This is a genomic window from Mycobacterium asiaticum (genome assembly GCF_001673365.1).
GTDB lineage: Bacteria > Actinomycetota > Actinomycetes > Mycobacteriales > Mycobacteriaceae > Mycobacterium > Mycobacterium asiaticum_A.
This window is the reverse complement of the sequence record NZ_LZLS01000197.1, coordinates 106864-131396: the sequence shown is the minus strand read 5'-3', so window position 1 is coordinate 131396 and position 24533 is coordinate 106864. Positions and strand designations below refer to the sequence as shown.

Sequence of the window (24533 nt, the reverse complement as noted above, 5' to 3'; positions counted from 1 at the left end):
GCGTCGGACACCCGAATGAAGACTTTGACAAGCGCGACCATCGCCAGTCCGCGATGCGGCGCAGCATGTTGGGCCGTCATTCAGCACGGCGCCGAGTGGGCTCACCGTGAGCTGCTCGGGGCGAGACCATCACAAGTCCGGGAGAAGTGACCCGGACCCATAGCGAAGCCCTCGCGTGGCCGCGTCGATAGGACGACGCGCCCGGGGGCTTGAGGAGAATAAGTGGTAGACAATGATCCCTTTTCAGTCCCCTCTTCAGACCCAGCAGACGAGCCGACACCGGACTTGAAACCGGGGGAAGAAATCCCCGAACGCCTCAGGGTGCATTCGCTGGCGCGGACACTCGGCACCACCAGTAGGCGGGTGCTCGACGCACTGGCTGCCCTGGACGGGCGGATCCGCAGCGCGCACTCCAGCGTGGATCACGTCGACGCGGTGCGAGTGCGAGATCTGCTGGCCGCTCAACCGGACGCCCCCGGCAGTGACTCCGCCGACGATGCCGACTCACCGGCCGAACCGGAGTCCCGGTTGATGTTGGAAACGCGGCAGGTCCAGGACCCACCGGCCGAGCGCCCGCACTATATGCCGCTCTTCGTGGCGCCGCAGCCGGTGCAGGAGCGGGTCCCGGTCGCCGACGACAGCGACGGCTCCGGCGACGATGCCCTCGACGTAGACCCCGACACCGAGGGCCACGACAGCGCGGACTCCGACGACGACGACGAGCAGACCGACCGGCCGGCCAACAAGCGTCGGCGGCGCGGCCGTCGGGGGCGCGGGCGCGGGCGCGGCGAACAGAACGGCGCCGAAGGCGACAACCAGTCTGGGGACGACGCCGGCGCCGAAGCGCGCACCGGTGAGGACACCGACGAAGACAGCGACTCCGAGGACATCGACGACAGCGAGAACGGCGAGGACGACAACGGGTCGGCCGAGGGCGGCAACCGCCGTCGTCGCCGCCGGAGGCGACGCAAGTCCGGCGCAAGCGAAGACGGCGACGACGGTCCGGCACCTGATGATCCGCCCAACACCGTCGTGCACGAGCGCGCGCCGCGCAGCGCCGGCAAGTCGGGTTCTGGCAACGGCAGCGACTCCGGGTCCGGCGAGATCAAGGGCATCGACGGATCGACCCGATTAGAAGCCAAACGCCAGCGCCGCCGGGACGGGCGTGACGCGGGGCGGCGCCGGCCGCCGGTACTGACCGAAGCGGAATTCCTCGCTCGGCGCGAAGCGGTCGAGCGAGTGATGGTGGTGCGCGATCGTGTCCGCACCGAGCCGCCGCACCCCGGCGCCCGCTACACGCAGATCGCGGTGCTCGAGGACGGCATCGTGGTCGAGCATTTCGTGACCTCCGCCGCGTCTGCCTCGCTGGTGGGAAACATCTATTTGGGCATCGTGCAGAACGTGCTGCCCTCGATGGAGGCGGCGTTCGTCGACATCGGGCGCGGCCGCAACGGGGTCCTTTATGCCGGCGAGGTCAACTGGGACGCCGCCGGCCTGGGCGGGGCCGACCGCAAGATCGAGCAGGCCCTCAAGCCGGGCGACTACGTCGTGGTGCAAGTGAGCAAGGACCCGGTGGGGCACAAAGGCGCCCGGCTGACCACTCAGGTGTCGCTGGCGGGGCGCTACCTGGTCTATGTGCCCGGGGCGTCGTCGACCGGCATCAGCCGCAAGCTGCCCGACACCGAGCGGCAACGGCTCAAGGAGATCCTGCGCGAGGTGGTGCCGTCCGACGCCGGCGTTATCATCCGCACCGCCTCCGAAGGGGTCAAGGAGGAGGACATCCGTACCGATGTCACCCGCCTGCAGGAGCGCTGGAATCAGATCGACGCCAAGGCGGCCGAAACCAAACAGAAGGCAGCCGGCGCGGCGGTGCCGCTCTATGAAGAACCCGACGTGCTGGTCAAGGTCATCCGTGACCTGTTCAACGAGGACTTCTCCGGGTTGATCGTTTCCGGCGACGAGGCCTGGACCACGATCAACGAGTACGTGAATTCCGTTGCCCCCGATCTGGTTTCGAAGCTCAACAAGTACGAGCCGGCGGGCGAGTCCGGGCCGGACGTGTTCGCGGTGCATCGCATCGACGAGCAACTGGCCAAGGCCATGGACCGCAAGGTGTGGCTGCCCTCGGGCGGCACGCTGGTGATCGACCGCACCGAGGCAATGACGGTCATCGACGTCAACACCGGAAAGTTCACCGGATCCGGCGGCAACCTGGAGCAGACCGTCACCAAGAACAACATCGAGGCGGCCGAGGAGATCGTGCGCCAGCTGCGGCTACGCGACATCGGCGGCATCGTGGTGATCGACTTCATCGACATGGTCCTCGAGTCCAACCGCGACCTGGTGTTGCGCCGGCTCACCGAGTCGCTGGCCCGGGACCGTACCCGCCACCAGGTGTCCGAGGTGACCTCGCTGGGTCTGGTCCAATTGACCCGCAAGCGGTTGGGGACCGGGTTGATCGAGGCGTTCTCGACGACGTGTTCGCACTGCACCGGCCGGGGGATCCTGCTGCACGCCGATCCTGTCGATTCGGCACCAGCGACCGGGCGCAAGTCCGAGTCGGGTGGCCGTCGGAGTAGACGCTCGAAGAAGCCACGCTCCGAGGAGGCCGGCGACAAGAGCGTCGTTGCCAAGGTTCCGACCCACGCGCCGGGCGAGCATCCGATGTTCAAGGCGATGGCGGCGGGTGCCTCCTCGCGTGACGACGACGAGACCGACGGATCTGGTGAGGAAGTGGCGGCCGAGGTCGACGAGGAGACCGCGGCGCAGCTGGCCCTCGAGGGGGCCGACGACGCTGCCGAGGACTTCGAGGAAGACGACGACGCAGATGACGAAGACGACACCGATGACGTAGACGAACTCGACGACGAAGATCTCGCCGAAGACGACGACGAGGACGACGAAGACGATGTCGACGACGAGGATGTCGACGAGGATGACGACGAGGATGTTGACGAGGATGTCGACGAACTCGACGACGAAGACCTCGACAGCGACGAAGACAGCGACGACGACAGCGATGACGAAGACGGCGACGACGACGAAGATGACGAGGACGAGGACAGCGATGCTGAGGACTTCGACGACGATGCGCCTGAAGAAGCCGTAGCTGATCTGGACAGCCCGACAGTGGTCATCGCCGAGGTGCCGAGCCCCTCGCGCAGACGGCGGGCGGCGGGCAGACCTGCGGGTCCGCCCATCCACGCGGACTGAAAACCCGCAGATCGGGCCGGTTTGACCCTGTAGCCGCTGGTCAAGTACCCTTGGACAGTTGTCGTCAGGGCTCTCGGCAAATGCTGTGACCGACGACAGCGGGACAGCACCGAGCCCGCGCCCCAGACCACCACGCGCACGTCGCTAACACGCGCGCGAGTGCGACACGTCAGACCGAAAGAAGAGGCAGGAGCAACGATGGCGACCTACGCAATCGTCAAGACCGGCGGCAAACAGTACAAGGTTGCCGTTGGCGACGTGGTCAAGGTCGAGAAGCTGGAGACCGAGCCGGGCGCCAACGTGACCCTGCCGGTCGCCCTGGTCGTCGACGGCGCCAACGTCACGAGCGACGCCCAGGCGCTGGCCAAGGTCGCGGTCACCGGTGAGGTGCTCGAGCACACCAAGGGCCCCAAAATCCGTATCCACAAGTTCAAGAACAAGACCGGCTACCACAAGCGGCAGGGGCACCGTCAGCAGCTGACGGTCCTCAAGGTCACCGGTATCAAGTAGGGAGCGGCAGACATGGCACACAAGAAGGGCGCTTCCAGCTCGCGCAACGGTCGCGATTCCGCAGCTCAGCGGCTCGGCGTCAAGCGCTTCGGCGGTCAGGTTGTCAAGGCCGGCGAGATTCTGGTCCGCCAGCGCGGCACCAAATTCCACCCCGGCGTCAACGTAGGTCGCGGTGGTGACGACACGCTGTTCGCAAAGGCCGCCGGCGCGGTCCAGTTCGGTGTCAAGGGCGGTCGCAAGACCGTCAACATCGTCGCAGCCGGACTGAGCGCCGACTGAGCGCTGCGGGTGTGCCCGACAGCGCACCCTTGCCCAACTGAGGGGCCAACTGAGGGGAAAGCCCGATGCCTCGATTCGTCGATCGGGTGGTCATCCACACGCGAGCGGGTTCTGGCGGCAATGGCTGCGCGTCGGTTCACCGCGAAAAATTCAAGCCGTTGGGCGGCCCAGACGGCGGTAACGGCGGCCGCGGCGGCAGCATCGTCTTCGTCGTCGACCCGCAGGTGCACACCCTGCTCGATTTCCATTTCCGCCCGCACGTCACCGCGGCGTCTGGCAAGCAGGGGATGGGCAACAACCGGGACGGGGCGGCCGGGGCGGATCTTGAAGTCAAGGTTCCCGACGGGACCGTCGTACTGGACGAGAACGGGCGCCTGCTGGCGGACCTGGTGGGTGTCGGTACCCGATTCGAAGCCGCCGCCGGTGGCCGCGGCGGTCTGGGCAATGCCGCGCTGGCCTCCCGCGCCCGCAAGGCTCCCGGCTTCGCCCTGCTCGGTGAGCCGGGACAGGCCCGTGATCTCACCCTGGAACTCAAGACGGTCGCCGATGCGGGGCTGGTCGGCTTTCCCTCGGCCGGAAAGTCGTCGCTGGTGTCGGTCATTTCGGCGGCCAAGCCCAAGATCGCCGACTACCCGTTCACCACGCTGGTACCCAACCTCGGCGTGGTCTCGGCAGGTGAGCACGCCTTTACCGTCGCAGATGTGCCCGGTCTGATCCCGGGCGCGTCCGAAGGGCGCGGCCTGGGGTTGGACTTCCTGCGGCACATCGAGCGGTGCGCGGTGCTGGTGCATGTGGTCGATTGCGCCACCGCCGAGCCGGGCCGCGATCCAATCTCCGACATCGACGCGCTCGAGGCCGAACTCGCCGCCTACACCCCGACCCTGCAGGGCGATGCCGTGCTGGGTGACCTCGCGGCGCGGCCACGTGCGGTGGTGCTCAACAAGATTGACGTACCCGAGGCTCGCGAGCTGGCCGAGTTCGTCCGTGACGAGATCGCCGAGCGCGGCTGGCCGATCTTTCTGGTGTCCACGGTGACACGAGAAGGTTTGCAGCCGTTGATCTTCGGCTTGTGGAACATGATCTCGGAATACAACGCCGCCCGTCCGGTGGTGGTACCGCGGCGCCCGGTGATCCGCCCGGTTCCGGTGGACGACAGTGGATTTGCCGTGGTATCCGACGGCGAAGGCGGCTTCGTGGTCTCCGGCGCGCGGCCCGAGCGCTGGATCAGACAAACCAACTTCGACAACGACGAGGCCGTCGGGTACCTCGCCGACCGACTGGCACGACTCGGTGTGGAGGACGAGTTGCTGAGGTTGGGCGCGCGGCCGGGCTGTGCGGTGACCATTGGCGAGATGACATTCGACTGGGAGCCGCAAACGCCTGCGGGAGGCCAGGTTCCGCTGACCGGTCGAGGTACCGACGCACGGCTGGAGCGCACCGACCGGGTCGGCGCCGCCGAACGCAAGGTTGCCCGTCGGCAGCGTCGTGAACACAAGGACAGCTGATGACCAGTCCGCATCGGCAGTCCATCCGCGCCGCACGCAGGGTGGTGGTGAAGGTCGGCACCACAGCGCTGACCACCGCGTCGGGCATGTTCGACGCCAGTCGGTTGGCTGAACTCGCCGACGCGATCGAGGCGCGGATGAAGGCCGGCTCTGACGTGGTGATCGTCTCCTCGGGTGCCATCGCCGCCGGCCTGGAGCCACTCGGGTTGACGCGTCGGCCAAAGGATTTGGCCACCAAGCAGGCCGCTGCCAGCGTCGGGCAGGTGGCGCTGGTGAACTCGTGGAGCGCCGCTTTCGCCCGCTATGGCCGCACTGTGGGCCAGGTGCTGTTGACCGCGCACGATATTGCGATGCGGGTGCAGCACACCAACGCCCAGCGCACCCTGGACCGATTGCGGGCGCTGCACGCGGTCGCGATCGTCAACGAGAACGACACGGTGGCCACCAACGAGATCCGATTCGGAGACAACGACCGCTTGTCGGCTCTGGTGGCCCACCTGGTCGGTGCCGACGCGCTGGTGCTGCTTTCGGACATCGACGGGCTATACGATTCGGATCCGCGAAAGTCCAACAGCGCCAGGTTCATTCCCGAGGTCGCCGGGCCACAAGATCTGGACGGCGTGGTCGCGGGCCAAAGTAGCCACCTCGGCACCGGCGGTATGGCGTCGAAAATGTCGTCGGCGCTACTGGCCGCAGACGCCGGTGTGCCGGTGTTGCTGGCCCCGGCATCCGATGCGGCGACCGCGCTTACCGACGCATCGGTGGGAACGGTGTTCGCCCCACGAACGGAACGCATGTCAGCCCGCCGATTCTGGGTGCGGTATGCCGCGGAGGCCACCGGTTCACTGTCGTTGGACGCCGGTGCGGTGCGTGCCGTGCTCGGCCAACGCCGTTCGCTGCTGCCCGCCGGCATTACCGCGGTGTCGGGCAAGTTCTTCGGCGGCGACGTCGTGGAACTGTGTGGGCCCGACGCGACCGTGGTGGCCCGCGGCGTAGTCGCTTACGACGCAACGGAATTGACCACAATGATGGGCCGATCCACCTCGGATCTGCCCGGAGAGCTGCGCCGGCCCGCGGTGCACGCCGACGACCTGGTGGCTGTGTAGGATCTCAGGCTCCTGAGAGCCTAGGGCTCCCTGAGATAGAGTGCGCCCCAGATGATTTCGACCAGAGTGTCGACGAGTTCGGCGTCGTAGTCCGGTGGCTTGACCGGCAGGTGCTGCTGGGCCGTCCGCTCGACCAGTAGGGTGAGCGCACTGGCCGTGGTCGACACCGGCAGGGTCCTTCGAATGGACCCGTCGGCCTGCCCGTCTTCGATGACGCTGGTCACGCGCTGGGAGATCGCGCCCAGCAGCTCGCGGTAGGTCTGAGCGGTCGCCTGGTCGTAGCCGGCCATTTCGTTGAGTGCCACCAGGACTGGCTGATGGCGACGATAAGTGGCGATGATGCCGGAAATCGCCGCGCGAAGATCCTCAGGGTCGTGCCGCTCGGCCACACCCCACCAGCGTTCGCCCGCGGCCGCGAGATCGCCGAACACCTCAGTGGCCAGACGGCGCAGCAGATCGCCCTTGTCTTCGAAGTAGATGTAGAAGCTGGCCCGGGAGATGCCGGCTTCACCGGCCAGTCGGTCGACACTGAGCTCGGTGAAACTGGCCCCGTCGCCCATCAGCCGTTCGGTGGCCTCCAGCATCCGGCTTTCGATCTGTTCACGCCGCTGCTCCCGTCCCTGACGAGCCTGCGGCTTTCGCGTGACCGACGGCATGTGGGCAGCATAACCGAGTGCACAACATATTGACTAGACACTATGTCTAGCCATACAGTCGGGTTGATCAGCCCTAGCACGCGATGGAGGAATCCTCACCATGACAGCGACGCGTCCGAGCACCCGTACCTACGACGCGATCGACCTGTCTTCGCCCGAATTCTGGGCGAGAACCGCCGAGGAACGCGAGCGTTCGTTTGCCGTGCTGCGCGCCGAACGTCCAGTGAGCTGGCATTCGCGGGTCAAGGACACGCTGATGGACGACCCCGACGACCCCGGGTACTGGGCTGTCACCCGCCGCGCCGACGTCGTCACCGTCAGCCGCAACAACGACGTGTTCCTGTCCGGCAAGGGCGTGATGTTCGCCAGCATCCCTGAGGAGCTCCTCGAGGCGTCGCAGTCGTTTCTCGCGATGGACCCGCCCCGACACACGAAGCTGCGCAAACTGGTCAGCGCCGCGTTCACGCCCCGGCAGGTCCGGCGCATCGAGGAGTCCATCCAGGCCAACGCCAAGACCATCGTCGAAGAACTCCGCGACGCCGGCAGCGGGGCCGACTTCGTCGAATACTGCGCAAAGGAACTGCCCATTCGCACCCTGTCGGACATGGTGGGGATCCCCGAATCCGAGCGGCAGCAGGTGGCGCACGCCGCCGACGCGCTGGTGTCCTGGGCCGATCCGCAGTACCTGGGCGGGCGCGAACCTTTGCAGGTCGTCGTCGAAAACCAGGTCTACCTGCACCAGATCGCCGGCCAGTTGGCTGCGGAGCGACGCGAAAATCCCGGCGACGACCTATTCAGCGGCCTGGTCAACGCCGAGGTGGACGGTGACCGGCTCTCCGACAGCGACGTGGCCGCGTTCTTCGTGCTGCTCGCTGTCGCGGGCAACGACACCACCCGCCAGACCACCAGCCACGCGCTCAAGGCACTCACCGACTTCCCCGACCAAAGGGCTTGGCTGCAAGCGGCTTTCGACGACCGCATCGGGACCGCGGTCGAGGAGTTTGTCCGGTGGGCCACCCCGGTGATGACCTTCCGTCGCACCGCGGCAACGGATTTCGAGCTCGGTGGGCAGACCATCCAGGCGGGCGAGAAAGTCGTCATGTTCTATTCGTCGGCGAACCGGGACGACCAGGCGTTCGACGAGCCGGGCCGGTTCGACCTGAGCCGCAGCCCGAATCCGCACGTGGGATTCGGCGGTGGGGGCGTACACTTCTGCCTCGGCGCACACGTCGCCCGCGCGCAGCTGCGCGCCATCACCGGCGAACTGCTCCGGCAGATTCCCGACATCCAGGCGGGCGAACCGGTCTACGTACCGGGCAATTTCATCCACGCAATTCGCAGCATGCCCTGCACTTTCTGACAGATCCACGCGACAGGACTACTGTCGCGGACGCTTTTAGCCCTGCGCACCGTCGCGCAGTGGCTCCAAGAATCCGTTGAGGATCCGTACAGGCGCTTCCGAGAAGCTCATCGCATTCGCGAGTCCGGCCGTTGCGGCCGGTTCGCAACGAAACGAGATTCGGAGAAGATCATGTGGGCATTGACAACATCCAACGGCTTGAGGGTCGACAACATCGCGCGTGAGCAAGACGCCCGGCAGGCCGTCTACATGCTTGGTTACCCGCGGATCATCGGCCCGTACTCGTGGCAGGTCGTCGACAACCGTGGTCAGCAGTTCGTCGCCGAGGTCAGAAAGGCGCGCTGAGCGCCAATTCGGCGGTCAACAACGTGAGTATTTCCGAACATCCGCCGTCCACTTTGACGGTGGCCAGCTCGTCACCTCGGGTAGGTCCACGGTTCACGATCGCGACCGGCTGCCCGGCCGTGACGGCGCGCCGAACGAACCGGTAGCCGGAGAACACGGTCAACGAGGACCCGGCCACCAGCAGTGCCTCGGCGCCGTCGAGGACCGAATATGCCTGGGCCAGGCGGTCTTTGGGCACACTCTCACCGAAATAGACGATGTCGGGCTTGAGCATGCCGGCGCAGCTTGGACACTCCAGGTACTGGAAGGAAGCGGTATCGGCTACCACCGCGTCGGCGTCGGGAGCCACCGCCAGCCCGCCGAGGGCTTCCGAATGCTCGATGAATCCCGGGTTGAGCGCCTCGAGTTGTTCGGCCAGGGCAGCGCGACTCATGGTGTGACCGCAATCCAGGCATACCACCCGCGCGTAACTGCCGTGCAGATCCACCACGTTGGCGCTGCCGGCCTTGGTGTGCAGCAGGTCGACATTCTGGGTGATCAGGCCGATGACCACTCCGGTGCGTTCCAGCGCGGCCAGCGCGCGGTGCCCGGCATTGGGTTGCGTGCGGTCCATGTGCCGCCAACCCAGATGGTTGCGCGCCCAGTACCGCTGTCGAAATATCGGGTCGGAAGTGAACTGACGGATCGTCATCGGATTACTCGGCGGCGAGTCCGGACCCCGGTAGTCGGGGATTCCCGAGTCGGTGGAGATGCCCGCGCCGGTGAGCACCGCGACACGACGGCCGGCCAGCATCGCGACGAGTTCGGGGGAGTCCACGCAATCGAGGGTATGTAGTGGGTGACACCCCGTCATCCCAGCCAGACTGTGATACCGCGACAATGGAGAACAATGAGCTTCTATTCCGCCTACCGGCACGGATTCGTGCGCGTTGCCGCCTGCACACACCACACCACGATCGCCGACCCCGCCGCCAACGCCGAGTCGGTCCTGGGGTTGGCCCAGGAATGCCACGAAGACGGCGTCGCCCTCGCCATCTTTCCCGAGCTGACCCTGTGCGGCTACTCGATCGAGGACATCCTGCTGCAGGATTCCCTCCTGGATGCCGTCGAGGAATCGCTGGGACAGATCGTCACCGCATCCGCCGACCTGCTACCGGTGCTCGTCGTCGGCGCCCCGCTGCGACATCTGCATCGCATCTACAACACCGCGGTGGTCATTCACCGCGGCGCCGTCCTGGGGGTCGTACCCAAGTCGTACCTGCCGACCTACCGGGAGTTCTACGAGCACCGTCAGATCGCACCCGGCGACGGTGAGCGCGGCACGATTCGGATCGGGCGTCTCGACGTCGAGGTCCCGTTCGGTCCGGACCTGCTGTTCACCGCCTCGGACCTGCCAGACTTCGTGCTGCACGTCGAGATCTGTGAGGACATGTTCGTGCCGGTGCCGCCGAGCGCCGAAGCCGCCCTGGCCGGCGCCACCGTGCTGGCCAACCTGTCTGGCAGCCCGATCACGATTGGCAGGGCAGAAGACCGCTGCCTACTGGCGCGGTCGGCGTCGGCGCGGTGCCTCGCCGCATATGTTTACGCCGCCGCCGGCGAGGGCGAGTCGACAACCGACCTGGCCTGGGACGGCCAGACGATGATCTGGGAGAACGGCACCCAACTCGAATGCTCCGAGCGCTTTCCGAAGGGAGTGCGTCGTTCGGTCGCCGACGTCGACACCGGACTGCTGCGCTCGGAACGGTTGCGCATGGGCACCTTCGACGACAACCGCCGCCATCACCGGGCCGCGGCCGACTCGTTCCGGCGCGTCGAGTTTCGGTTCGACCCACCCGACGGCGACATCGGCTTTCGGCGCAATGTCGAGCGATTCCCGTTCGTACCCGCCAATCGGGAACGGCTGGAACAGGATTGCTACGAGGCCTACAACATCCAGGTGGCCGGGCTCGAGCAACGACTACGAGCGCTCGACTATCCGAAGGTGGTCATCGGTGTTTCCGGCGGTCTGGATTCGACGCACGCCTTGATCGTCGCGGCCAAGGCGATGGACCGTGAAGGCCGCCCCCGCAGCGACATCCTGGGATTCACACTGCCGGGATTCGCGACCGGGGATCACACCAAGAACAACGCCACCAAGTTGGCTGAGGCGTTGGGCATCACCTTCGAAGAAATCGACATCCGCGAGACCGCCAACCGAATGTTCGAGGAGATCGGGCACCCGTTCGCGCGCGGCGAAAAGGTCTACGACGTCACATTCGAAAACGTGCAGGCCGGTCTGCGCACCGACTACCTGTTCCGGTTGGCCAACCAACGCGGGGGCATTGTGCTTGGCACCGGAGACCTTTCGGAGTTGGCGCTGGGATGGTCCACCTACGGCGTCGGTGACCAGATGTCGCATTACAACGTCAACGGCGGTGTGCCCAAAACTCTTATCCAGCACCTGATCCGCTGGGTCATCTCCTCCGACCAGTTCGAGAAGGAGGTGACCGACGTATTGCAGTCGGTCGTCGACACCGAGATCACCCCCGAACTGGTTCCAACGGGTGAGGAGGAAGAACTGCAGAGCAGTGAGGCCAAGGTCGGACCCTATGCGCTGCAAGATTTTTCGTTGTTCCAGGTGCTGCGCTACGGATTTCCGCCTTCGAAGATCGCATTTCTTGCCTACCACGCGTGGAGCGACCCCGACCGCGGCGGTTGGCCGCCGGGTTTCCCGGAAGGCAACCGACCGTCGTATTCGTTGGCTGACATTCGGCACTGGCTGCAAGTGTTCGTGCAGCGGTTCTACTCGTTCAGCCAGTTCAAGCGGTCGGCATTGCCCAACGGCCCCAAGGTTTCCCACGGAGGTTCGTTGTCGCCGCGCGGGGATTGGCGGGCGCCGTCGGACATGTCCGCGCGGATCTGGCTCGACGAGATCGAGCGCGAGGTACCTGACAAGTAGCGCGAGCCGGCGCAAAAACTTGGGCACGGTAGCGAGCGAACCAGGCTAGCGTGCCGTTATGGAGAAGTGGGGCCCGCTGCTGAGCTGGGGGATTCCGGCCCTTGTTTTGATGGTCGTCTTGCTGATCGTCGCAGGCGGCTACTACCGGATCAGAAAGCCCCGGTGCAGCGGCCCGCCGCTGACCGGCATCGCGCGGATCGAGTCGCTGGAGTCGGCCGGTTCGGTCGTCGACAACCGCTATATCTGCAAAATCGTGCTGCGAGTGGAGATTCCCGGCCGGGAGCCCTACGACGCAACGGTTCGCCGGGCGGTTAATCCCGTGTCCATGGCATCCGTTCAGCCAGGAAAAGTCGTTGCCGTGCAAGTCGACTCGACCGACCCACAAAAGGTGCTCATCGATCCCAGCGGGCCAATCGACCCGTGGACGAATGCACCCGACGGACCGCCGAGTGCCGCGGCCCTTGCTGCGGCATACAACCGGCACAAGCAGAGCCAGGGGAGCAGGTCCGGACGCTGGGCGTCCACGGTCGAGCTGCTCGCATCTGGTCAACGGGTACCGGGAGTGCTCAGGTCATTCGCCGCCACCGGAAACACGTTGCGCACCTTAGGCAGAGCGGCGACAGCGATGCCCGAGCTTCTTGATGCGCCACAGTACGTCATCGAAATGGAGCTTCGCCTGCCGAATTTGGCGCCGGTCGTCGGCCGCAGCATCCAGTCGGTGCCGACGGATCACGTGCCTCATCTTGCCATCGGTCGCGAACTTCCTTGCGTGGTCGACCCTTCCGACCCCACCCACTGTTTCGTGGTGGATTGGGAACGCGCCGCGCACTAGGTCGCGTCAACCGCACTGCATCACCTTTCGGTGAATGCTCGGACACAGGCCTGCGTCACTTTCGGCCGGAAGCCGATAACTGCGGTTCCGCAAGCTAATCTGCTGCGTGATCCGGGACCCGTTACGGCCCGGTGGCAGAAGGGAATCCGATTGACGTCGGGTGAGCCGGCAGAGTCGACGCCGGAGAGCGAAAGCGCTCCGGCCAACAAGCGTGCCCGCCGGTTTGTGCCCGGAATACGTTTCCGGGTGAGCATTCAGTCCAAAATCCTGGTGGCGCTGCTCTTGTCGAGCATCCTCTCGGTGGCGGTGATCGGTCTGATCGGGGTGATTTCCGGCCGCAGCGCGCTGCGGGAAGTCGAGTCCGAGCGACTGATCGAATTGCGGGAGTCACAGAAACGCGAGATCGAGGCGTTGTTCCGCGAAGTGACGAATTCGCTGATCGTCTACAGCGGCGGGTTCAGTGTCGACCAGGCCGTGCTTGCCCTCACCGCAGGGTTCAATCAACTGGGCAACTCCACCATTTCAGGTCCACAGCAGCAGGCGATCGCGGGCTACTACGAAAACCAGATGATCAAGCCCATTCAGCGGCTGACCGGCGAAGAAATCGACATCAACGCTGTTCTGCCAAATACCAACGCGCAGCGCTACCTTCAGGCGTATTACACGTCCGCCTCGACGCCCAACGCCGCGCCGATCCTGGACCCCGGCGACGGAAGCGCATGGACGGCGGCCAACTCGCGTTTCGACTTCTACATGCGCGGCATCGTCGGACGTTTTCAATATCGGGACGCGCTGCTGTTCGATATGGACGGCAACGTCGTCTACTCGGTGAACAAAGGCCCCGACCTCGGCACGAATATCCTGACCGGGCCGTACCGTGAATCGAATCTGCGCGACGCTTACCTCAAAGCGGTGCGCTCCAACGATGTCGAGTTCGTCTGGATCACCGACTTCCAGCAGTACCAACCGCAACTCAACGCGCCGACCGCCTGGGTCGTGTCACCGATCGGCATCAACGGCAAGTTCGACGGCGTGATGGCATTGCCCGTTCCGATCGCCAAGATCAACAACATCATGACCGCGGACAAACACTGGGAAGCGGCCGGCATGGGCGCGGCAACCGAGACATATCTGGCCGGTCCGGACAACCTAATGCGCTCGGACTCGCGACTGTTCCTGCAAGACCCGAAGGAATACCGGCGCGAGGTGATCGCGGCCGGTACCGCACCTGACATCGCCGACCAGGCAATCCGATTGGGCGGTACGACATTGGTGCAGCCGGTGCGAAGCGCGGGTGTGCGCGCTGCCCAACGCGGCGAGACCGGCGTGATGATTGGCACCGACTACACCGGCAATAAGGAATTGGAGGCCTACGCGCCGCTGAACGTGCCGAACTCGGATCTGCAGTGGTCGGTTCTGGCGACTCGGGATGACTCCGACGCGTTCGCGCGGCTGGGCAGGTTCAGCAAGACGCTCGCGGTGGCCGTCGCCGCGATGATCTTCGCCGTGTGCGTGGCATCCATGCTCATTGCCCAGGCAGCGGTCCGGCCGGTTCGACGCCTGGAAAAGGGCGCGCAGAAGATCAGCTCGGGCGACTACGAGGTCAGCATCCCGATCACCTCACGAGACGAGATAGGGGATCTCACTGGGGCTTTCAACGAGATGAGCCGCAACCTGGCGATCAAGGAAGAACTCCTCAACGAGCAGCGCCGCGAGAACGATCGGTTGCTACTGGCGCTGATGCCGGAATCGGTTGTCCAGCGTTACCGCGAGGGTGAATCCACCATCGCGCAGAAGCATCAGGACGTAGCCATCATCTACGCCGACATCGTGGGCCTCGACGAGATCTCCAACGATCTCCCCGGCGACGAATTGGTCGGGATCGTCGACGAATTGTTCCGTCAGTTCGACTCGGCCGCGGAAAGCCTTGGCGTCGAACGGATCCGAACGTTCCACAACGGATATCTGGCCAGTTGCGGTGTGATCACTCCGCGGCTCGACAGCGTTCACCGCAGCGTGGAGTTCGCGCTCGAAATCCGGCGCATCATCGAGCGTTTCAACAGTCAGAGTCGTCACGAGTTCGGCCTTCGGGTCGGAATCAACACCGGAAACGTCGTCAGCGGGCTGGTGGGCCAATCCGGTCTGGTCTACGACATGTGGGGTGCGGCGGTCAGTCTGGCCTACCAAATGCACAGTGGCGCACCGCAGCCCGGGATCTACGTCGCCTCGCAAGTCTATGAAGCGATGCGTGACACGCATCAGTTCACCGCGGCCGGCACGATTTCCGTCAGCGGTACCGAGCAGGCGATCTACCGGTTGTCGGAGCGGTAATGAACACCTTCGGTTCTCCATGGTTCTACTGGGCGGTGGGTGTTGCGATCGGATTCCCGATCGGGCTCATCCTGCTGACCGAGTTGCACCATATTCTGCTGCGCCGGGGTAGCCGGCTCGCCCGCCAAGTCTCCGTCGTGCGCAACTGGCTGTTGCCGCTCGGTGCGCTGTTACTGCTACTGGTGAAGGCTTCGGAGGTTTCGGCCGGCGAAGTACCGGTCCGCATCCTCACCACGGTGTTCGGCTTTTTGGTTCTGGTGTTGCTGCTGTCGGGCCTCAACGCGACCGTGTTCGAAGGTGCGCCCGAAGAGAGTTGGCGCAAGCGCCTTCCGGCGATCTTCCTCGACGTGGCCCGCTTCGCGCTGATCGGGGTCGGCCTGGCCGTGATTCTGTCCCTGATCTGGGGCGTGCGGGTCGGCGGTGTGTTCACCGCGCTGGGGGTCACCTCGGTCGTTATCGGCCTGATGCTGCAGAACTCGGTCGGGCAGATCGTCTCGGGATTGTTCATGCTCTTCGAACAGCCCTTCCGGATCAACGATTGGCTGGACACCCAGACGGCGCGGGGCCGGGTCATCGAGGTCAACTGGCGGGCGGTTCACATCCAGACCGGCGGCGGACTGCGGATCATGCCGAACGCCATGCTGGCCACGACGGCGTTCACCAACCTCAGTCGCCCAGCGGGGCCGCATAAGTGCTCGATCACAACCACTTTCGCGACGGCGGATCCGCCGGACAAAGTGTGCGAGATGCTCACACTGGTGGCCGGTGCACTGCCGTTGGTCCTGCCCGGCACCACACCGACAGCCATCGCCCTGGGCGGCGGCCAATATCGCACCACGATCAGGGTCACTTCGCCGGCCGACGAAGGCCCCACCGAATCGACGTTCCTGCGCTGGATCTGGTACGCCGCCCGGCGCCACGACTTGCATCTGGACGGCGACGACGACGACTTCTCGACACCCGAACGGGTCAAGAAAGCGTTGCGCACCGTGGTCGCCCCAGAACTGCGACTGACGCTGGCCGACCAACAGCTGCTGTCGCCCTACGCGCGGATCGTGCGGTACGGCGCCGGGGAAGTCGTGCAATACGCGGGCGCGGTGCCCACCGCGATGACATTTTTGGTGTCGGGCAAGGTGGAGATGACCGTGACCGACGAGGCCGGGGCCACGGTTCCCCTTGCCACCCTCAACGAGGGTTCGTTCATCGGGATCACCGCACTGACCCGGCAGCGCAACGTGGCCGGCGCCTATGCGCTCGAGGAAGTGACCGCGCTGGAAATCGAGCGCGAGCATCTCGAGAAGATCGTGATGGACAAGCCGATGCTGCTCCAAGACCTCGGACGCCTGATCGAGGAGCGTCAGAGCAAGGCGCGAAGCATCACCCGCCGGGAGCGCGTCAGCTAATCTCGCCAGGAGTCGTCCGGAGAACTTTTTCCGCGAAAGTATCGCGTTCCTCCGGCAGCGCGCGCTACCGTTTGCTGCAGACGTCAGCGGCCCAGGATGTGGCCTGATGTCCGCTTGCGCCTGAGTTAGGAGGCGGTTAGCCATGTCTATTTTCACATGCGTCACAAGAACGTTGTTTATTGCCGCGACCCTAGGTGCCGGAGTGGGTGTTTCCCCTGCGGCGACGGCCGCCCCCGGCAAACTGATGGGCATGCTGCCCGAGGGCTTCTCGTCGAGCAATTGCGAAACGAAGACGCCGAAGCCACCCGCGATCGAGAAGGTGGCGTGCGGCCAGAGCACCGTGTCAGGAGGACCGGCTGTGGCCTCGTTCGGGCTGTTTCAAAATGTCACCGACTTGGAAACGGGGTTTGGCAACGTCCCCGACGGGGTGACCAGCGTGGCCTGTCCGGGCAACAAACCGTCGCCGGGTCCGTGGACGTATTCGAACGGTAATACCGGTGGCCAAGTGCAGTGCGCCACGGGGACTGCCGATTCGGGCAAGTTCGCAATGATTGTCTGGACGAACAGAAACAAGCTCAGAATTGGCGCAGTCCGGAGCACCGACGGTGCGGGCCTTTATCGATGGTGGCAGTCCAACGCCGGCTGACCCAAGCCGACTGAGCGGCTTCAAGCCCGATACCCTGGGCTAATGAGTCTGCAAGCTCCGGCGCTGCCTGATCTGCGTCAAGCGGTGCACGACGCCGCCCGGCGCGCCCGGGTCGCGGCCCGCGTCCTGGCGACGCTGCCGACGGCGGTCAAAGACCGCGCGCTGCACGCCGCCGCCGACGCGCTGTTGACCCAGGCGGGACAGATACTGGCTGCCAATGCCGAGGACCTCACCGCGGCACGCGCCGCTGACACTCCCGAGGCCATGCTCGACCGGCTGGCACTGAACCCGCAGCGCATCGACGGCATTGCCGCCGGCCTGCGCCAGGTCGCCGGACTGCCCGACCCGGTCGGCGAGGTGCTGCGCGGCGCCACCCTGCCCAACGGGTTGCAGCTGCGACAGCAGCGCGTTCCGCTCGGCGTGGTTGGAATGATCTACGAGGGTCGTCCCAACGTCACGGTCGACGCGTTCGGGCTGACGCTCAAATCGGGAAATGCGGCGTTGTTGCGCGGCAGCTCCTCGGCCGCGCGGTCCAACGAAGCGCTGGTCGCGGTGCTGCGCGGCGCGCTGATCGAACAGGGGTTGCCCGCCGACGCGGTCCAACTGCTGTCCTCGGCCGACCGCTCCACCGTCATCCATCTGATCCAGGCTCGCGGCCTGGTGGACGTCGCGATCCCGCGCGGGGGAGCAGGCTTGATCGAGGCCGTCGTGCGGGATGCGCAGATACCCACGATCGAGACCGGTGTCGGGAACTGTCACGTCTACGTCCACGAGGCCGCCGATCTCGACGTCGCCGAGCGCATCCTGCTGAACTCCAAGACCCGGCGGCCCAGTGTCTGCAACGCTGCCGAGACTCTCCTGGTCGACGCGGCGATTGCCGGCCAGGCGATGCCCAGGTTGCTCAACGCGTTGCAGCAGGCCGGTGTTGCCGTACACGGTGCCATCGGGAAAGACGCCGACGAAGACGATCTGCGCCGCGAATACCTGGCCATGGACATCGCGGTGGCGGTGGTGGACGGGGTGGACGCCGCCATCGCACACGTCAACGAGTACGGCACCGGCCACACCGAAGCCATCGTGACCACCAACCTTGCTGCGGCCCAACGGTTTACCGAACAGGTGGACGCCGCCGCGGTGATGGTCAACGCGTCCACCGCGTTCACCGACGGCGAGCAGTTCGGCTTCGGCGCCGAGATCGGGATCTCCACCCAGAAGCTGCACGCCCGCGGTCCGATGGGGCTGCCGGAACTGACCTCGTCCAAGTGGATCGTGTGGGGTGACGGCCACACCCGTCCGGCCTAACCCCTCCCTCCTGCCATCCAAGGAGTAGTTGCCATGAGCGTTCCCGCGCGGCCCGCGCCGTTGTTCGCCGACATCGCCGACGTTTCGCGACGTCTGGCCGAGACCGGCTATCTGCCCGACACCGCCACCGCAACCGCGGTGTTCCTGGCCGACCGGCTCGGCAAGCCGCTACTGGTCGAGGGGCCCGCCGGGGTCGGCAAGACCGAACTGGCCCGCGCGATTGCCCAGGCCACCGGTTCCGGGCTGGTCAGGCTGCAGTGCTACGAGGGCGTCGACGAAGCCCGTGCGCTCTACGAGTGGAACCACGCCAAGCAGATACTTCGTATTCAGTCCGGCTCCGGCGACTGGGAGGCGACCAAAGACGACGTGTTCAGTGAGGAGTTCCTGCTGCAGCGCCCGTTGCTGACGGCGATCCGGCGCACCGAGCCGACGGTGCTACTGATCGACGAGACCGACAAGGCCGACATCGAGATCGAAGGCCTGCTGCTGGAGGTGCTGTCGGACTTCGCGGTGACCGTCCCGGAACTGGGCACCATCACCGCCACCCGCACACCGTTGGTCGTGCTGACTTCCAACGCCACCCGCGAACTGTCCGAGGCGCTCAAGCGTCGCTGCCTGTTCCTGCACATCGACTTCCCGAGCCCCGATCTGGAGCGGCGCATCCTGCTGTCGCGCGTCCCCGAACTGCCCGAGCACCTGGCCGAGGAATTGGTACGCATCATCGCCGTCTTGCGCGGGATGCAGTTGAAGAAGGTGCCGTCCATCGCCGAAACCATCGACTGGGGACGCACCTTGCTCGCGCTGGGCATGGACACCATCGACGACGCCGTCGTCGCCGCCACCCTCGGCGTGGTGCTCAAACATCAGTCCGATCAGCAACGCGCCACCGGTGAGTTAAGGCTGAACTGATGGCCTCCCGGCGCATCCGTCCCTCCCGGCCGCTCGCCCCCCACGGTCTGCCCGGGCACCTGGTCGGATTCGTGGAAGCCCTTCGGGCAAGCGGGATTTCGGTCGGTCCATCAGAGACGGTGGACGCCGGGCGGGTGATGGCGACTCTGGGCCTGGGTGATCGCACGGTGCTGCGCGAAGGCCTGGCCTGCGCGGTGTTGCGCCGCCCCGACCACCGGGACACCTACGACGCCATGTTCGACCTGTGGTTCCCGGCGGCACTGGGCGCACGGGCGGTCGTGTCGGAGGACGGCGACGGCGAGGCCGATCCGGACGCTCTGCCGCCCGACGACGTCGAGGCGATGCGCCAGATGCTGCTGGACCTGCTTGCCGACAACCCCGACCTGGCCGACATGGACGAGCGATTGGTCCGGATGATCGCCCGAATCGTGGAGGCATACGGCAAATACAACTCCAGCCGCGGCCCGTCGTTTTCCTCCTACCAGGCGCTCAAAGCGATGGCGCTGGACGAGCTGGAAGGCAAGCTGCTGGCAGGACTACTCGCGCCCTACGGCGACGAGCCCTCGCCGAGTCAGGAACAGATCGCCAAAGCCATGGCAGCGCAGAAGATTTCGCAGCTGCGCAGGATGGTCGATGCCGAAACCAAGCGGCGCACCGCCGAGCAACTGGGCCGCGAGCACGTCCAGATGTACGGCATCCCACAGCTTTCCGAGAACGTCGAATTCCTGCGCGCGTCCGGTGACCAGCTGCGCCAGATGCGCCGCGTAGTGGCCCCGTTGGCGCGCACGCTGGCCACCCGGCTGGCGGCCCGACGGCGTCGGTCCCGGGCCGGCACCATCGACTTGCGCAAGACGCTGCGCAAGTCCATGTCCACCGGCGGGGTGCCGATCGACGTGGTGTTGAAAAAGCCGCGCCCGGCACGCCCGGAGCTGGTGGTGCTGTGCGACGTGTCCGGCTCGGTCGCCGGCTTCAGTCATTTCACGCTGCTACTGGTTCATGCACTGCGCCAACAATTTTCGCGCGTGCGGGTGTTCGCCTTCATCGATACCACCGACGAGGTGACGCACATGTTCGGGCCGGAAGCAGATCTGGCCGTAGCTATCCAGCGGATCACCCGGGAAGCCGGCGTCTTTTCCCGCGACGGTCACTCCGACTACGGCAATGCGTTCGTCTCGTTCGTGCAAGCCCACCCGAACGTGCTGTCGCCCCGCAGTTCGCTGCTGGTGCTCGGCGACGGGCGCACCAACTACCGCAACCCGGCCACCGACGTGCTCGAAGACATGGTGAAAGCCGCCCGGCACGCGCACTGGCTGAATCCCGAGCCTAAACACCTATGGGGCAGTGGGGATTCGGCGGTGCCGCGCTATGAAGAGGTCATCACGATGCACGAATGCCGGTCGGCCAAGCAGCTTGCCGCGGTGATCGACCAGTTGCTGCCGGTATAGCCCGGCTTGCGTCTGCTCGCCTCCAAACTCGCGCCGCTAGCCGGTCTTGCGAAAGACCAACCACCGCAATTCGATCGGACTCTTGTCGCGCCCCACCGGGAACACATCGAGACCACTGACCCAGTCGGCGTACCAACTGGTCGGAGGCCACCCGCCGGGCGGCAGATTCGTCTTCTCGAAGTCGTACACCGAGTCGTCGGCGACGAGTTCCAGCGGCAATCCGGCTGCGGCCGTATTCATTTCCTCCCAGGTGAACGTCCCGGTGTAGGCCTGCTGCCCGAATTCGCGTGCGGCGCCGTCGAGTTCGTAGCCGTGCCGGGGCAGGAAGGTGTTGAACACCAGTTTCGCGCCAGGGGCCAAGCAGCTGGCGGCCAGCTCGAACAGGTTGCGCAGTTGCCGCGTCGTCCGGAAGTCGGGCACCACCTCCGACAGCAGGATCAGTTGATAGTCCTGCCGCAGATCGTCGGTGGTCTCGAAGACGTTGCGCACGATGACGCGCAGGTCCAGGCCTTCTTGCCGGGCCTGCGAGCGGATGATCTCGGCGAACTTCGGGGTCAGCTCGACCACGTCGACGGGATGTCCGCGTCGGGCCAGCGGCAGCGCGTTGCGCCCGGTGCCCGCGCCGATGTCGAGCACCCGGTAAGTGGCCGGATCAGCGGCCTCGTTGGCCAGCGTCCACACCCTGGCGTCGGGTTCGGTGCCGAACAGCGGTGGTTCGCGGGTCGCGATCCAGTTCTCGTAGGCCTCGGCGATGGTGAACCACCGGGCATTGACCTGGTAGTGCAGCGTCGGGCCAACCGGAGCGTTGTAGGAGATGACGATGTTGGACCGCTGGGAGATCGAGTACGCCTCGGCCAACTGGGATTCCAGCACCGACCGCAGGTGGGTGAGTTCCTCGTCGTTGAACTTCCTGCCCACTCCGGCAAATATGTTGCTACACATCTCCACGTACTCGTCGAGCAGGCTCGGCACGGCCGGCAGCGAAATCTCGCCGGTGACCACGGATCGGCTGTAGAACCGCCGAACCATGGCGTCTTTCCACTCTTGCGTCTGGTCTAGCGAGGCGGGCAGCGAATTTTCCACAGAACTCCTTCTACACGATCGACCCGGTTATTTCGGAGCATTCAGCCAACGGCATTGCATCTTTAATAAGTCGGAACGTCGCGAAACCACCACGTGCCGCCTGCTGCATACGGACCTGCCGCGTCCGCCCGGCTTGTGGCCATGCCCACAGTAGCGCGTTTACGCTGGTCGACAGCCCCTCCAGTAAGCTGGCAAACCATGCAAAAGCAGCCGCGCAGGTTGGGAGTGATGGGTGGGACGTTCGATCCCATCCACTACGGCCACCTGGTTGCTGCCAGCGAGGTGGCCCACAACTTCGAGCTCGACGAAGTGGTGTTCGTGCCCAGCGGCCAGCCGTGGCAGAAGGACCGCAATGTATCGGCCGCCGAAGATCGGTACCTGATGACGGTGATCGCCACGGCCTCCAATCCCCGCTTCTCGGTGAGCCGGGTCGACATCGACCGCGGTGGGCCTACCTACACCAAAGACACCCTGCGTGACCTGCGCACGCTCAACCCAGACGCCGAGCTGTACTTCATCACCGGCGCCGACGCGCTGGCGTCCATCCTGACGTGGCAGGGGTGGGAAGAATTGTTCGAGTCGGCGCGTTTTATCGGTGTCAGCCGGCCCGGCTACGAGCTTCGTCGCGATCACGTCGCAGATGTGCTTGCGGACCTGCCGGATCACGCGCTGACCCTGGTCGAGATCCCGGCGTTGGCCATCTCCTCGACCGACTGCCGCGAGCGCGCCGCCAAGCACCGGCCGCTGTGGTACCTGATGCCCGACGGTGTCGTGCAGTACGTCTCCAAGCGACACCTCTACCGACCTCCCGAGAGGAGCGAAAGCCCGGCCCCCAGTGCCACCGCCGGGAAGAGCACATGAGCGCAAACCAGGAAGCGATCGAGATGGCAACGGTGGCCGCCGCCGCCGCTGCCGCCAAGCTGGCCGACGACGTCCTCGTCATCGATGTGTCCGGACAGTTGGTCATCACGGACTGCTTCGTCATCGCCTCGGCGTCCAACGAGCGGCAGGTCAACGCGATTGTCGACGAGGTCGAGGAGAAGATGCGCCGGGCCGGTTACAAGCCCGCTCGTCGCGAGGGCGCCCGGGAAGGGCGCTGGACGTTGCTCGACTACCGCGACATCGTGGTGCACATCCAGCACCAGGACGACCGCAATTTCTACGCGTTGGACCGACTGTGGAGCGACTGCCCGGTGGTGCCGGTGGACCTCGATACCGCAGCAGAGGCGGACGGGCCATGAGGACGCGCCGGTTGGTGATGCTCCGGCACGGTCAGACCGACTACAACCTGGGCAGCCGGATGCAGGGACAGCTCGACACCGATCTGAGCGAGCTGGGCCGCGCCCAGGCCGTGGCCGCCGCCGAGGTGCTGGGCAAGCTGCAGCCGGTGTTGATCGTGTCCTCGGATCTGCGGCGCGCGTTTGACACCGCCACCAAGCTGGGCGAGCAGACCGGGCTGTCGGTGCAGGTCGACGCGCGGCTTCGGGAGACCCATCTGGGTGAGTGGCAAGGCATGACGCACGCCCAGATCGACGCCGACGTCCCGGGGGCAAGGCTGGCGTGGCGTGAGGACGCCAGCTGGGCACCGCACGGAGGCGAGAGCAGGGTCGACGTGGCCGCTCGTAGCGTGCCGCTGGTCGCCGAGCTGGTCGCGGGCGTACCGGAATGGGGCGATGCGGACGCACCGGAGCGACCGATCGTGTTGGTGGCGCACGGCGGACTGATCGCCGCGCTGTCGGCCGCCCTGCTGAAGTTGCCGGTGGCCAACTGGCCGATCCTGGGCGGTATGCGCAACTGCAGTTGGGTGCAGTTGAGTGGCCATTCGAAGGATCCGGCGGGCTGCACGGCCAGTTTTGAGGACATCCGCTGGCGGCTGGACGTGTGGAACGCTTCGGCGCAGGTGTCCAACGATGTCCTCTAAATCTGAACAGTCCTCGGAGAACCCCAAGCCGACGCTGCTGATCTTCGCCGATTCACTGTCCTACTACGGCCCCACCGGCGGCCTGCCCGCCGACGATCCCCGAATCTGGCCCAATATCGTTGCCAGCCAATTGAATTGGGATGTAGAACTGATCGGCCGGATCGGATGGACCTGCCGCGACGTGTGGTGGGCGGCGACCCAGGACCCGCGGTCATGGGCGGCCCTGCCCCGAGCGGGGGCGGTGATCTTCGCGACCAGCGGAATGGACTCGCTGCCCTCGGTGTGGCCGACCGCTGTCCGAGAACTCATCCGCTACGTGCGCCCGCCACGGCTGCGGCGCTGGGTCCGCGACGGTTACGGCTGGTTGCAGCCGCGGTTTTCACCGGTCGCCAGGGCGGCACTGCCTCCGCACCTGACCGCGCATTATCTCGAGAAGACGCGCGGCGCAATCGATTTCAACCGGCCGGGCATCCCGATCGTGGCGTCACTGCCCTCGGTGCACATCGCCGAGACATACGGAAAAGCGCACCATGGCCGCGAGGGCACCGTGGCGGCGATCACCGCATGGGCACAGGAGCACAACGTCCCGTTGGTGGATCTCAAAGCCGCTGTCGCCGAACAGGTGATGAGTGGACGCGGAAATCCCGACGGGATCCACTGGAACTTCGAGGCGCATCAGGGAGTCGCGGACCTGATGCTCAAGGCGCTAGCCGAAGCCGGAGTGACGCCGAACGAGAAGTCCCACTGAC

General features: G+C 65.6%; 22 protein-coding genes. 19 read left to right on the top strand and 3 right to left on the bottom strand.

Going from position 1 to position 24533, the window contains the following annotated elements:
* Window positions 1-222 precede the first annotated feature (222 nt).
* The 5 genes from A5634_RS23045 (at window position 223) to proB (ending at window position 6613) form a co-directional block, all read left to right on the top strand.
* Complete coding sequence (locus A5634_RS23045) at window positions 223-3213, top strand: Rne/Rng family ribonuclease (protein WP_081290606.1); 2991 nt, start codon at window positions 223-225, stop codon at window positions 3211-3213.
* Between the two features lie 198 nt (window positions 3214-3411).
* Window positions 3412-3723, top strand: a complete 312-nt coding sequence (gene rplU / locus A5634_RS23040) for a 50S ribosomal protein L21 (RefSeq protein WP_065146340.1) — start codon at window positions 3412-3414, stop codon at window positions 3721-3723.
* 12 nt (window positions 3724-3735) lie between these two features.
* Window positions 3736-4002 (top strand): 50S ribosomal protein L27, encoded by a 267-nt coding sequence (rpmA, locus tag A5634_RS23035; RefSeq protein ID WP_065146339.1) that lies wholly within the window; start codon window positions 3736-3738, stop codon window positions 4000-4002.
* A gap of 65 nt (window positions 4003-4067) precedes the next feature.
* Entirely contained in the window at window positions 4068-5507 is a 1440-nt protein-coding gene (obgE, locus tag A5634_RS23030; protein WP_065146338.1) for a GTPase ObgE, read from the top strand.
* Entirely contained in the window at window positions 5507-6613 is a 1107-nt protein-coding gene (proB, locus tag A5634_RS23025) for a glutamate 5-kinase (RefSeq protein WP_065146337.1), read from the top strand. The genes obgE and proB overlap by 1 nt, the downstream gene beginning before the upstream one ends.
* Window positions 6614-6633: 20 nt before the next feature.
* On the opposite strand, the gene A5634_RS23020 is transcribed toward proB, so the two are convergent.
* The gene (locus tag A5634_RS23020) at window positions 6634-7269 is read right to left on the bottom strand and encodes a TetR/AcrR family transcriptional regulator (protein WP_065146336.1); all 636 of its coding nucleotides are present in this window, start codon (window positions 7267-7269) and stop codon (window positions 6634-6636) included.
* Between the two features lie 100 nt (window positions 7270-7369).
* On the opposite strand from A5634_RS23020, the gene A5634_RS23015 reads away from it, so the two are divergent.
* Window positions 7370-8629, top strand: a complete 1260-nt coding sequence (locus tag A5634_RS23015; protein WP_065146335.1) for a cytochrome P450 — start codon at window positions 7370-7372, stop codon at window positions 8627-8629.
* Window positions 8630-8800: 171 nt separating this feature from the next.
* Window positions 8801-8974 (top strand): hypothetical protein, encoded by a 174-nt coding sequence (locus A5634_RS28395; protein ID WP_155769674.1) that lies wholly within the window; start codon window positions 8801-8803, stop codon window positions 8972-8974.
* Here A5634_RS28395 and A5634_RS23010 read toward each other — a convergent pair.
* Window positions 8958-9827: an NAD-dependent protein deacetylase gene (locus tag A5634_RS23010; protein ID WP_065146334.1), complete on the bottom strand. Its 870-nt coding sequence runs from the start codon at window positions 9825-9827 to the stop codon at window positions 8958-8960. The two genes, A5634_RS28395 and A5634_RS23010, sit on opposite strands and share 17 nt — an antisense overlap.
* 36 nt (window positions 9828-9863) lie before the next feature.
* On the opposite strand from A5634_RS23010, the gene A5634_RS23005 reads away from it, so the two are divergent.
* From A5634_RS23005 to A5634_RS22970, 8 genes are all read left to right on the top strand, one after another.
* A complete protein-coding gene (locus tag A5634_RS23005; RefSeq protein ID WP_065146333.1) occupies window positions 9864-11912 on the top strand; it encodes an NAD(+) synthase in 2049 nt (682 codons plus the stop codon).
* A 58-nt stretch (window positions 11913-11970) separates the two neighbouring features.
* Window positions 11971-12744: a hypothetical protein gene (locus tag A5634_RS23000; protein ID WP_065146332.1), complete on the top strand. Its 774-nt coding sequence runs from the start codon at window positions 11971-11973 to the stop codon at window positions 12742-12744.
* Between the two features lie 150 nt (window positions 12745-12894).
* Window positions 12895-15075, top strand: coding sequence for an adenylate/guanylate cyclase domain-containing protein (locus A5634_RS22995; protein ID WP_065146359.1), 2181 nt, complete (start codon window positions 12895-12897; stop codon window positions 15073-15075).
* Window positions 15075-16478 (top strand): mechanosensitive ion channel domain-containing protein, encoded by a 1404-nt coding sequence (locus A5634_RS22990; RefSeq protein WP_065146331.1) that lies wholly within the window; start codon window positions 15075-15077, stop codon window positions 16476-16478. Before A5634_RS22995 ends, A5634_RS22990 begins: the two co-directional genes overlap by 1 nt.
* A 250-nt stretch (window positions 16479-16728) precedes the next feature.
* Window positions 16729-17124 carry a hypothetical protein gene (locus A5634_RS22985; protein WP_155769673.1) on the top strand — a complete coding sequence of 132 codons (396 nt, stop codon included), beginning with the start codon at window positions 16729-16731 and terminating at the stop codon, window positions 17122-17124.
* A gap of 42 nt (window positions 17125-17166) precedes the next feature.
* The gene (locus A5634_RS22980) at window positions 17167-18426 is read left to right on the top strand and encodes a glutamate-5-semialdehyde dehydrogenase (RefSeq protein WP_065146329.1); all 1260 of its coding nucleotides are present in this window, start codon (window positions 17167-17169) and stop codon (window positions 18424-18426) included.
* 33 nt (window positions 18427-18459) lie between these two features.
* The gene (locus A5634_RS22975; protein ID WP_065146328.1) at window positions 18460-19335 is read left to right on the top strand and encodes an AAA family ATPase; all 876 of its coding nucleotides are present in this window, start codon (window positions 18460-18462) and stop codon (window positions 19333-19335) included.
* The gene (locus A5634_RS22970; RefSeq protein ID WP_065146327.1) at window positions 19335-20780 is read left to right on the top strand and encodes a vWA domain-containing protein; all 1446 of its coding nucleotides are present in this window, start codon (window positions 19335-19337) and stop codon (window positions 20778-20780) included. The genes A5634_RS22975 and A5634_RS22970 overlap by 1 nt, the downstream gene beginning before the upstream one ends.
* A gap of 36 nt (window positions 20781-20816) precedes the next feature.
* Here the strand turns inward: A5634_RS22970 and A5634_RS22965 are convergent, their stop codons facing one another.
* On the bottom strand, window positions 20817-21809 hold the full coding sequence (locus A5634_RS22965; RefSeq protein ID WP_155769678.1) for a class I SAM-dependent methyltransferase: 993 nt from the start codon (window positions 21807-21809) through the stop codon (window positions 20817-20819).
* Between the two features lie 252 nt (window positions 21810-22061).
* On the opposite strand from A5634_RS22965, the gene nadD reads away from it, so the two are divergent.
* Genes nadD through octT form a run of 4 tightly spaced genes read left to right on the top strand, consistent with a single transcriptional unit; the run spans window position 22062 to window position 24532 of the window.
* Complete coding sequence (nadD, locus tag A5634_RS22960) at window positions 22062-22724, top strand: nicotinate-nucleotide adenylyltransferase (protein WP_081290605.1); 663 nt, start codon at window positions 22062-22064, stop codon at window positions 22722-22724.
* The gene (gene rsfS / locus A5634_RS22955) at window positions 22721-23104 is read left to right on the top strand and encodes a ribosome silencing factor (RefSeq protein WP_065146325.1); all 384 of its coding nucleotides are present in this window, start codon (window positions 22721-22723) and stop codon (window positions 23102-23104) included. The genes nadD and rsfS overlap by 4 nt, the downstream gene beginning before the upstream one ends.
* Complete coding sequence (gpgP, locus tag A5634_RS22950) at window positions 23101-23784, top strand: glucosyl-3-phosphoglycerate phosphatase (RefSeq protein ID WP_065146324.1); 684 nt, start codon at window positions 23101-23103, stop codon at window positions 23782-23784. The genes rsfS and gpgP overlap by 4 nt, the downstream gene beginning before the upstream one ends.
* Window positions 23774-24532 (top strand): diglucosylglycerate octanoyltransferase, encoded by a 759-nt coding sequence (octT, locus tag A5634_RS22945; protein ID WP_065146323.1) that lies wholly within the window; start codon window positions 23774-23776, stop codon window positions 24530-24532. The genes gpgP and octT overlap by 11 nt, the downstream gene beginning before the upstream one ends.
* Window position 24533 lies beyond the last annotated feature (1 nt).

Excerpts from the sequence above, each read along its gene's own strand:
- A5634_RS23010 (WP_065146334.1), bottom strand. The coding sequence starts at position 9,827 with ATGACGGGGTGTCACCCACTACATACCCTCGATTGCGTGGACTCCCCC.
- A5634_RS22985 (WP_155769673.1), top strand. The coding sequence starts at position 16,729 with ATGCTGCCCGAGGGCTTCTCGTCGAGCAATTGCGAAACGAAGACGCCG.
- A5634_RS28395 (WP_155769674.1), top strand. The coding sequence starts at position 8,801 with ATGTGGGCATTGACAACATCCAACGGCTTGAGGGTCGACAACATCGCG.
- A5634_RS22990 (WP_065146331.1), top strand. The coding sequence starts at position 15,075 with ATGAACACCTTCGGTTCTCCATGGTTCTACTGGGCGGTGGGTGTTGCG.
- rplU (WP_065146340.1), top strand. The coding sequence starts at position 3,412 with ATGGCGACCTACGCAATCGTCAAGACCGGCGGCAAACAGTACAAGGTT.
- A5634_RS22980 (WP_065146329.1), top strand. The coding sequence starts at position 17,167 with ATGAGTCTGCAAGCTCCGGCGCTGCCTGATCTGCGTCAAGCGGTGCAC.
- nadD (WP_081290605.1), top strand. The coding sequence starts at position 22,062 with ATGCAAAAGCAGCCGCGCAGGTTGGGAGTGATGGGTGGGACGTTCGAT.
- octT (WP_065146323.1), top strand. The coding sequence starts at position 23,774 with ATGTCCTCTAAATCTGAACAGTCCTCGGAGAACCCCAAGCCGACGCTG.
- proB (WP_065146337.1), top strand. The coding sequence starts at position 5,507 with ATGACCAGTCCGCATCGGCAGTCCATCCGCGCCGCACGCAGGGTGGTG.
- A5634_RS23005 (WP_065146333.1), top strand. The coding sequence starts at position 9,864 with ATGAGCTTCTATTCCGCCTACCGGCACGGATTCGTGCGCGTTGCCGCC.
- rpmA (WP_065146339.1), top strand. The coding sequence starts at position 3,736 with ATGGCACACAAGAAGGGCGCTTCCAGCTCGCGCAACGGTCGCGATTCC.
- A5634_RS23015 (WP_065146335.1), top strand. The coding sequence starts at position 7,370 with ATGACAGCGACGCGTCCGAGCACCCGTACCTACGACGCGATCGACCTG.
- A5634_RS22970 (WP_065146327.1), top strand. The coding sequence starts at position 19,335 with ATGGCCTCCCGGCGCATCCGTCCCTCCCGGCCGCTCGCCCCCCACGGT.
- obgE (WP_065146338.1), top strand. The coding sequence starts at position 4,068 with ATGCCTCGATTCGTCGATCGGGTGGTCATCCACACGCGAGCGGGTTCT.
- rsfS (WP_065146325.1), top strand. The coding sequence starts at position 22,721 with ATGAGCGCAAACCAGGAAGCGATCGAGATGGCAACGGTGGCCGCCGCC.
- A5634_RS22965 (WP_155769678.1), bottom strand. The coding sequence starts at position 21,809 with ATGGTTCGGCGGTTCTACAGCCGATCCGTGGTCACCGGCGAGATTTCG.
- A5634_RS22975 (WP_065146328.1), top strand. The coding sequence starts at position 18,460 with ATGAGCGTTCCCGCGCGGCCCGCGCCGTTGTTCGCCGACATCGCCGAC.
- A5634_RS23020 (WP_065146336.1), bottom strand. The coding sequence starts at position 7,269 with ATGCCGTCGGTCACGCGAAAGCCGCAGGCTCGTCAGGGACGGGAGCAG.
- A5634_RS23000 (WP_065146332.1), top strand. The coding sequence starts at position 11,971 with ATGGAGAAGTGGGGCCCGCTGCTGAGCTGGGGGATTCCGGCCCTTGTT.
- gpgP (WP_065146324.1), top strand. The coding sequence starts at position 23,101 with ATGAGGACGCGCCGGTTGGTGATGCTCCGGCACGGTCAGACCGACTAC.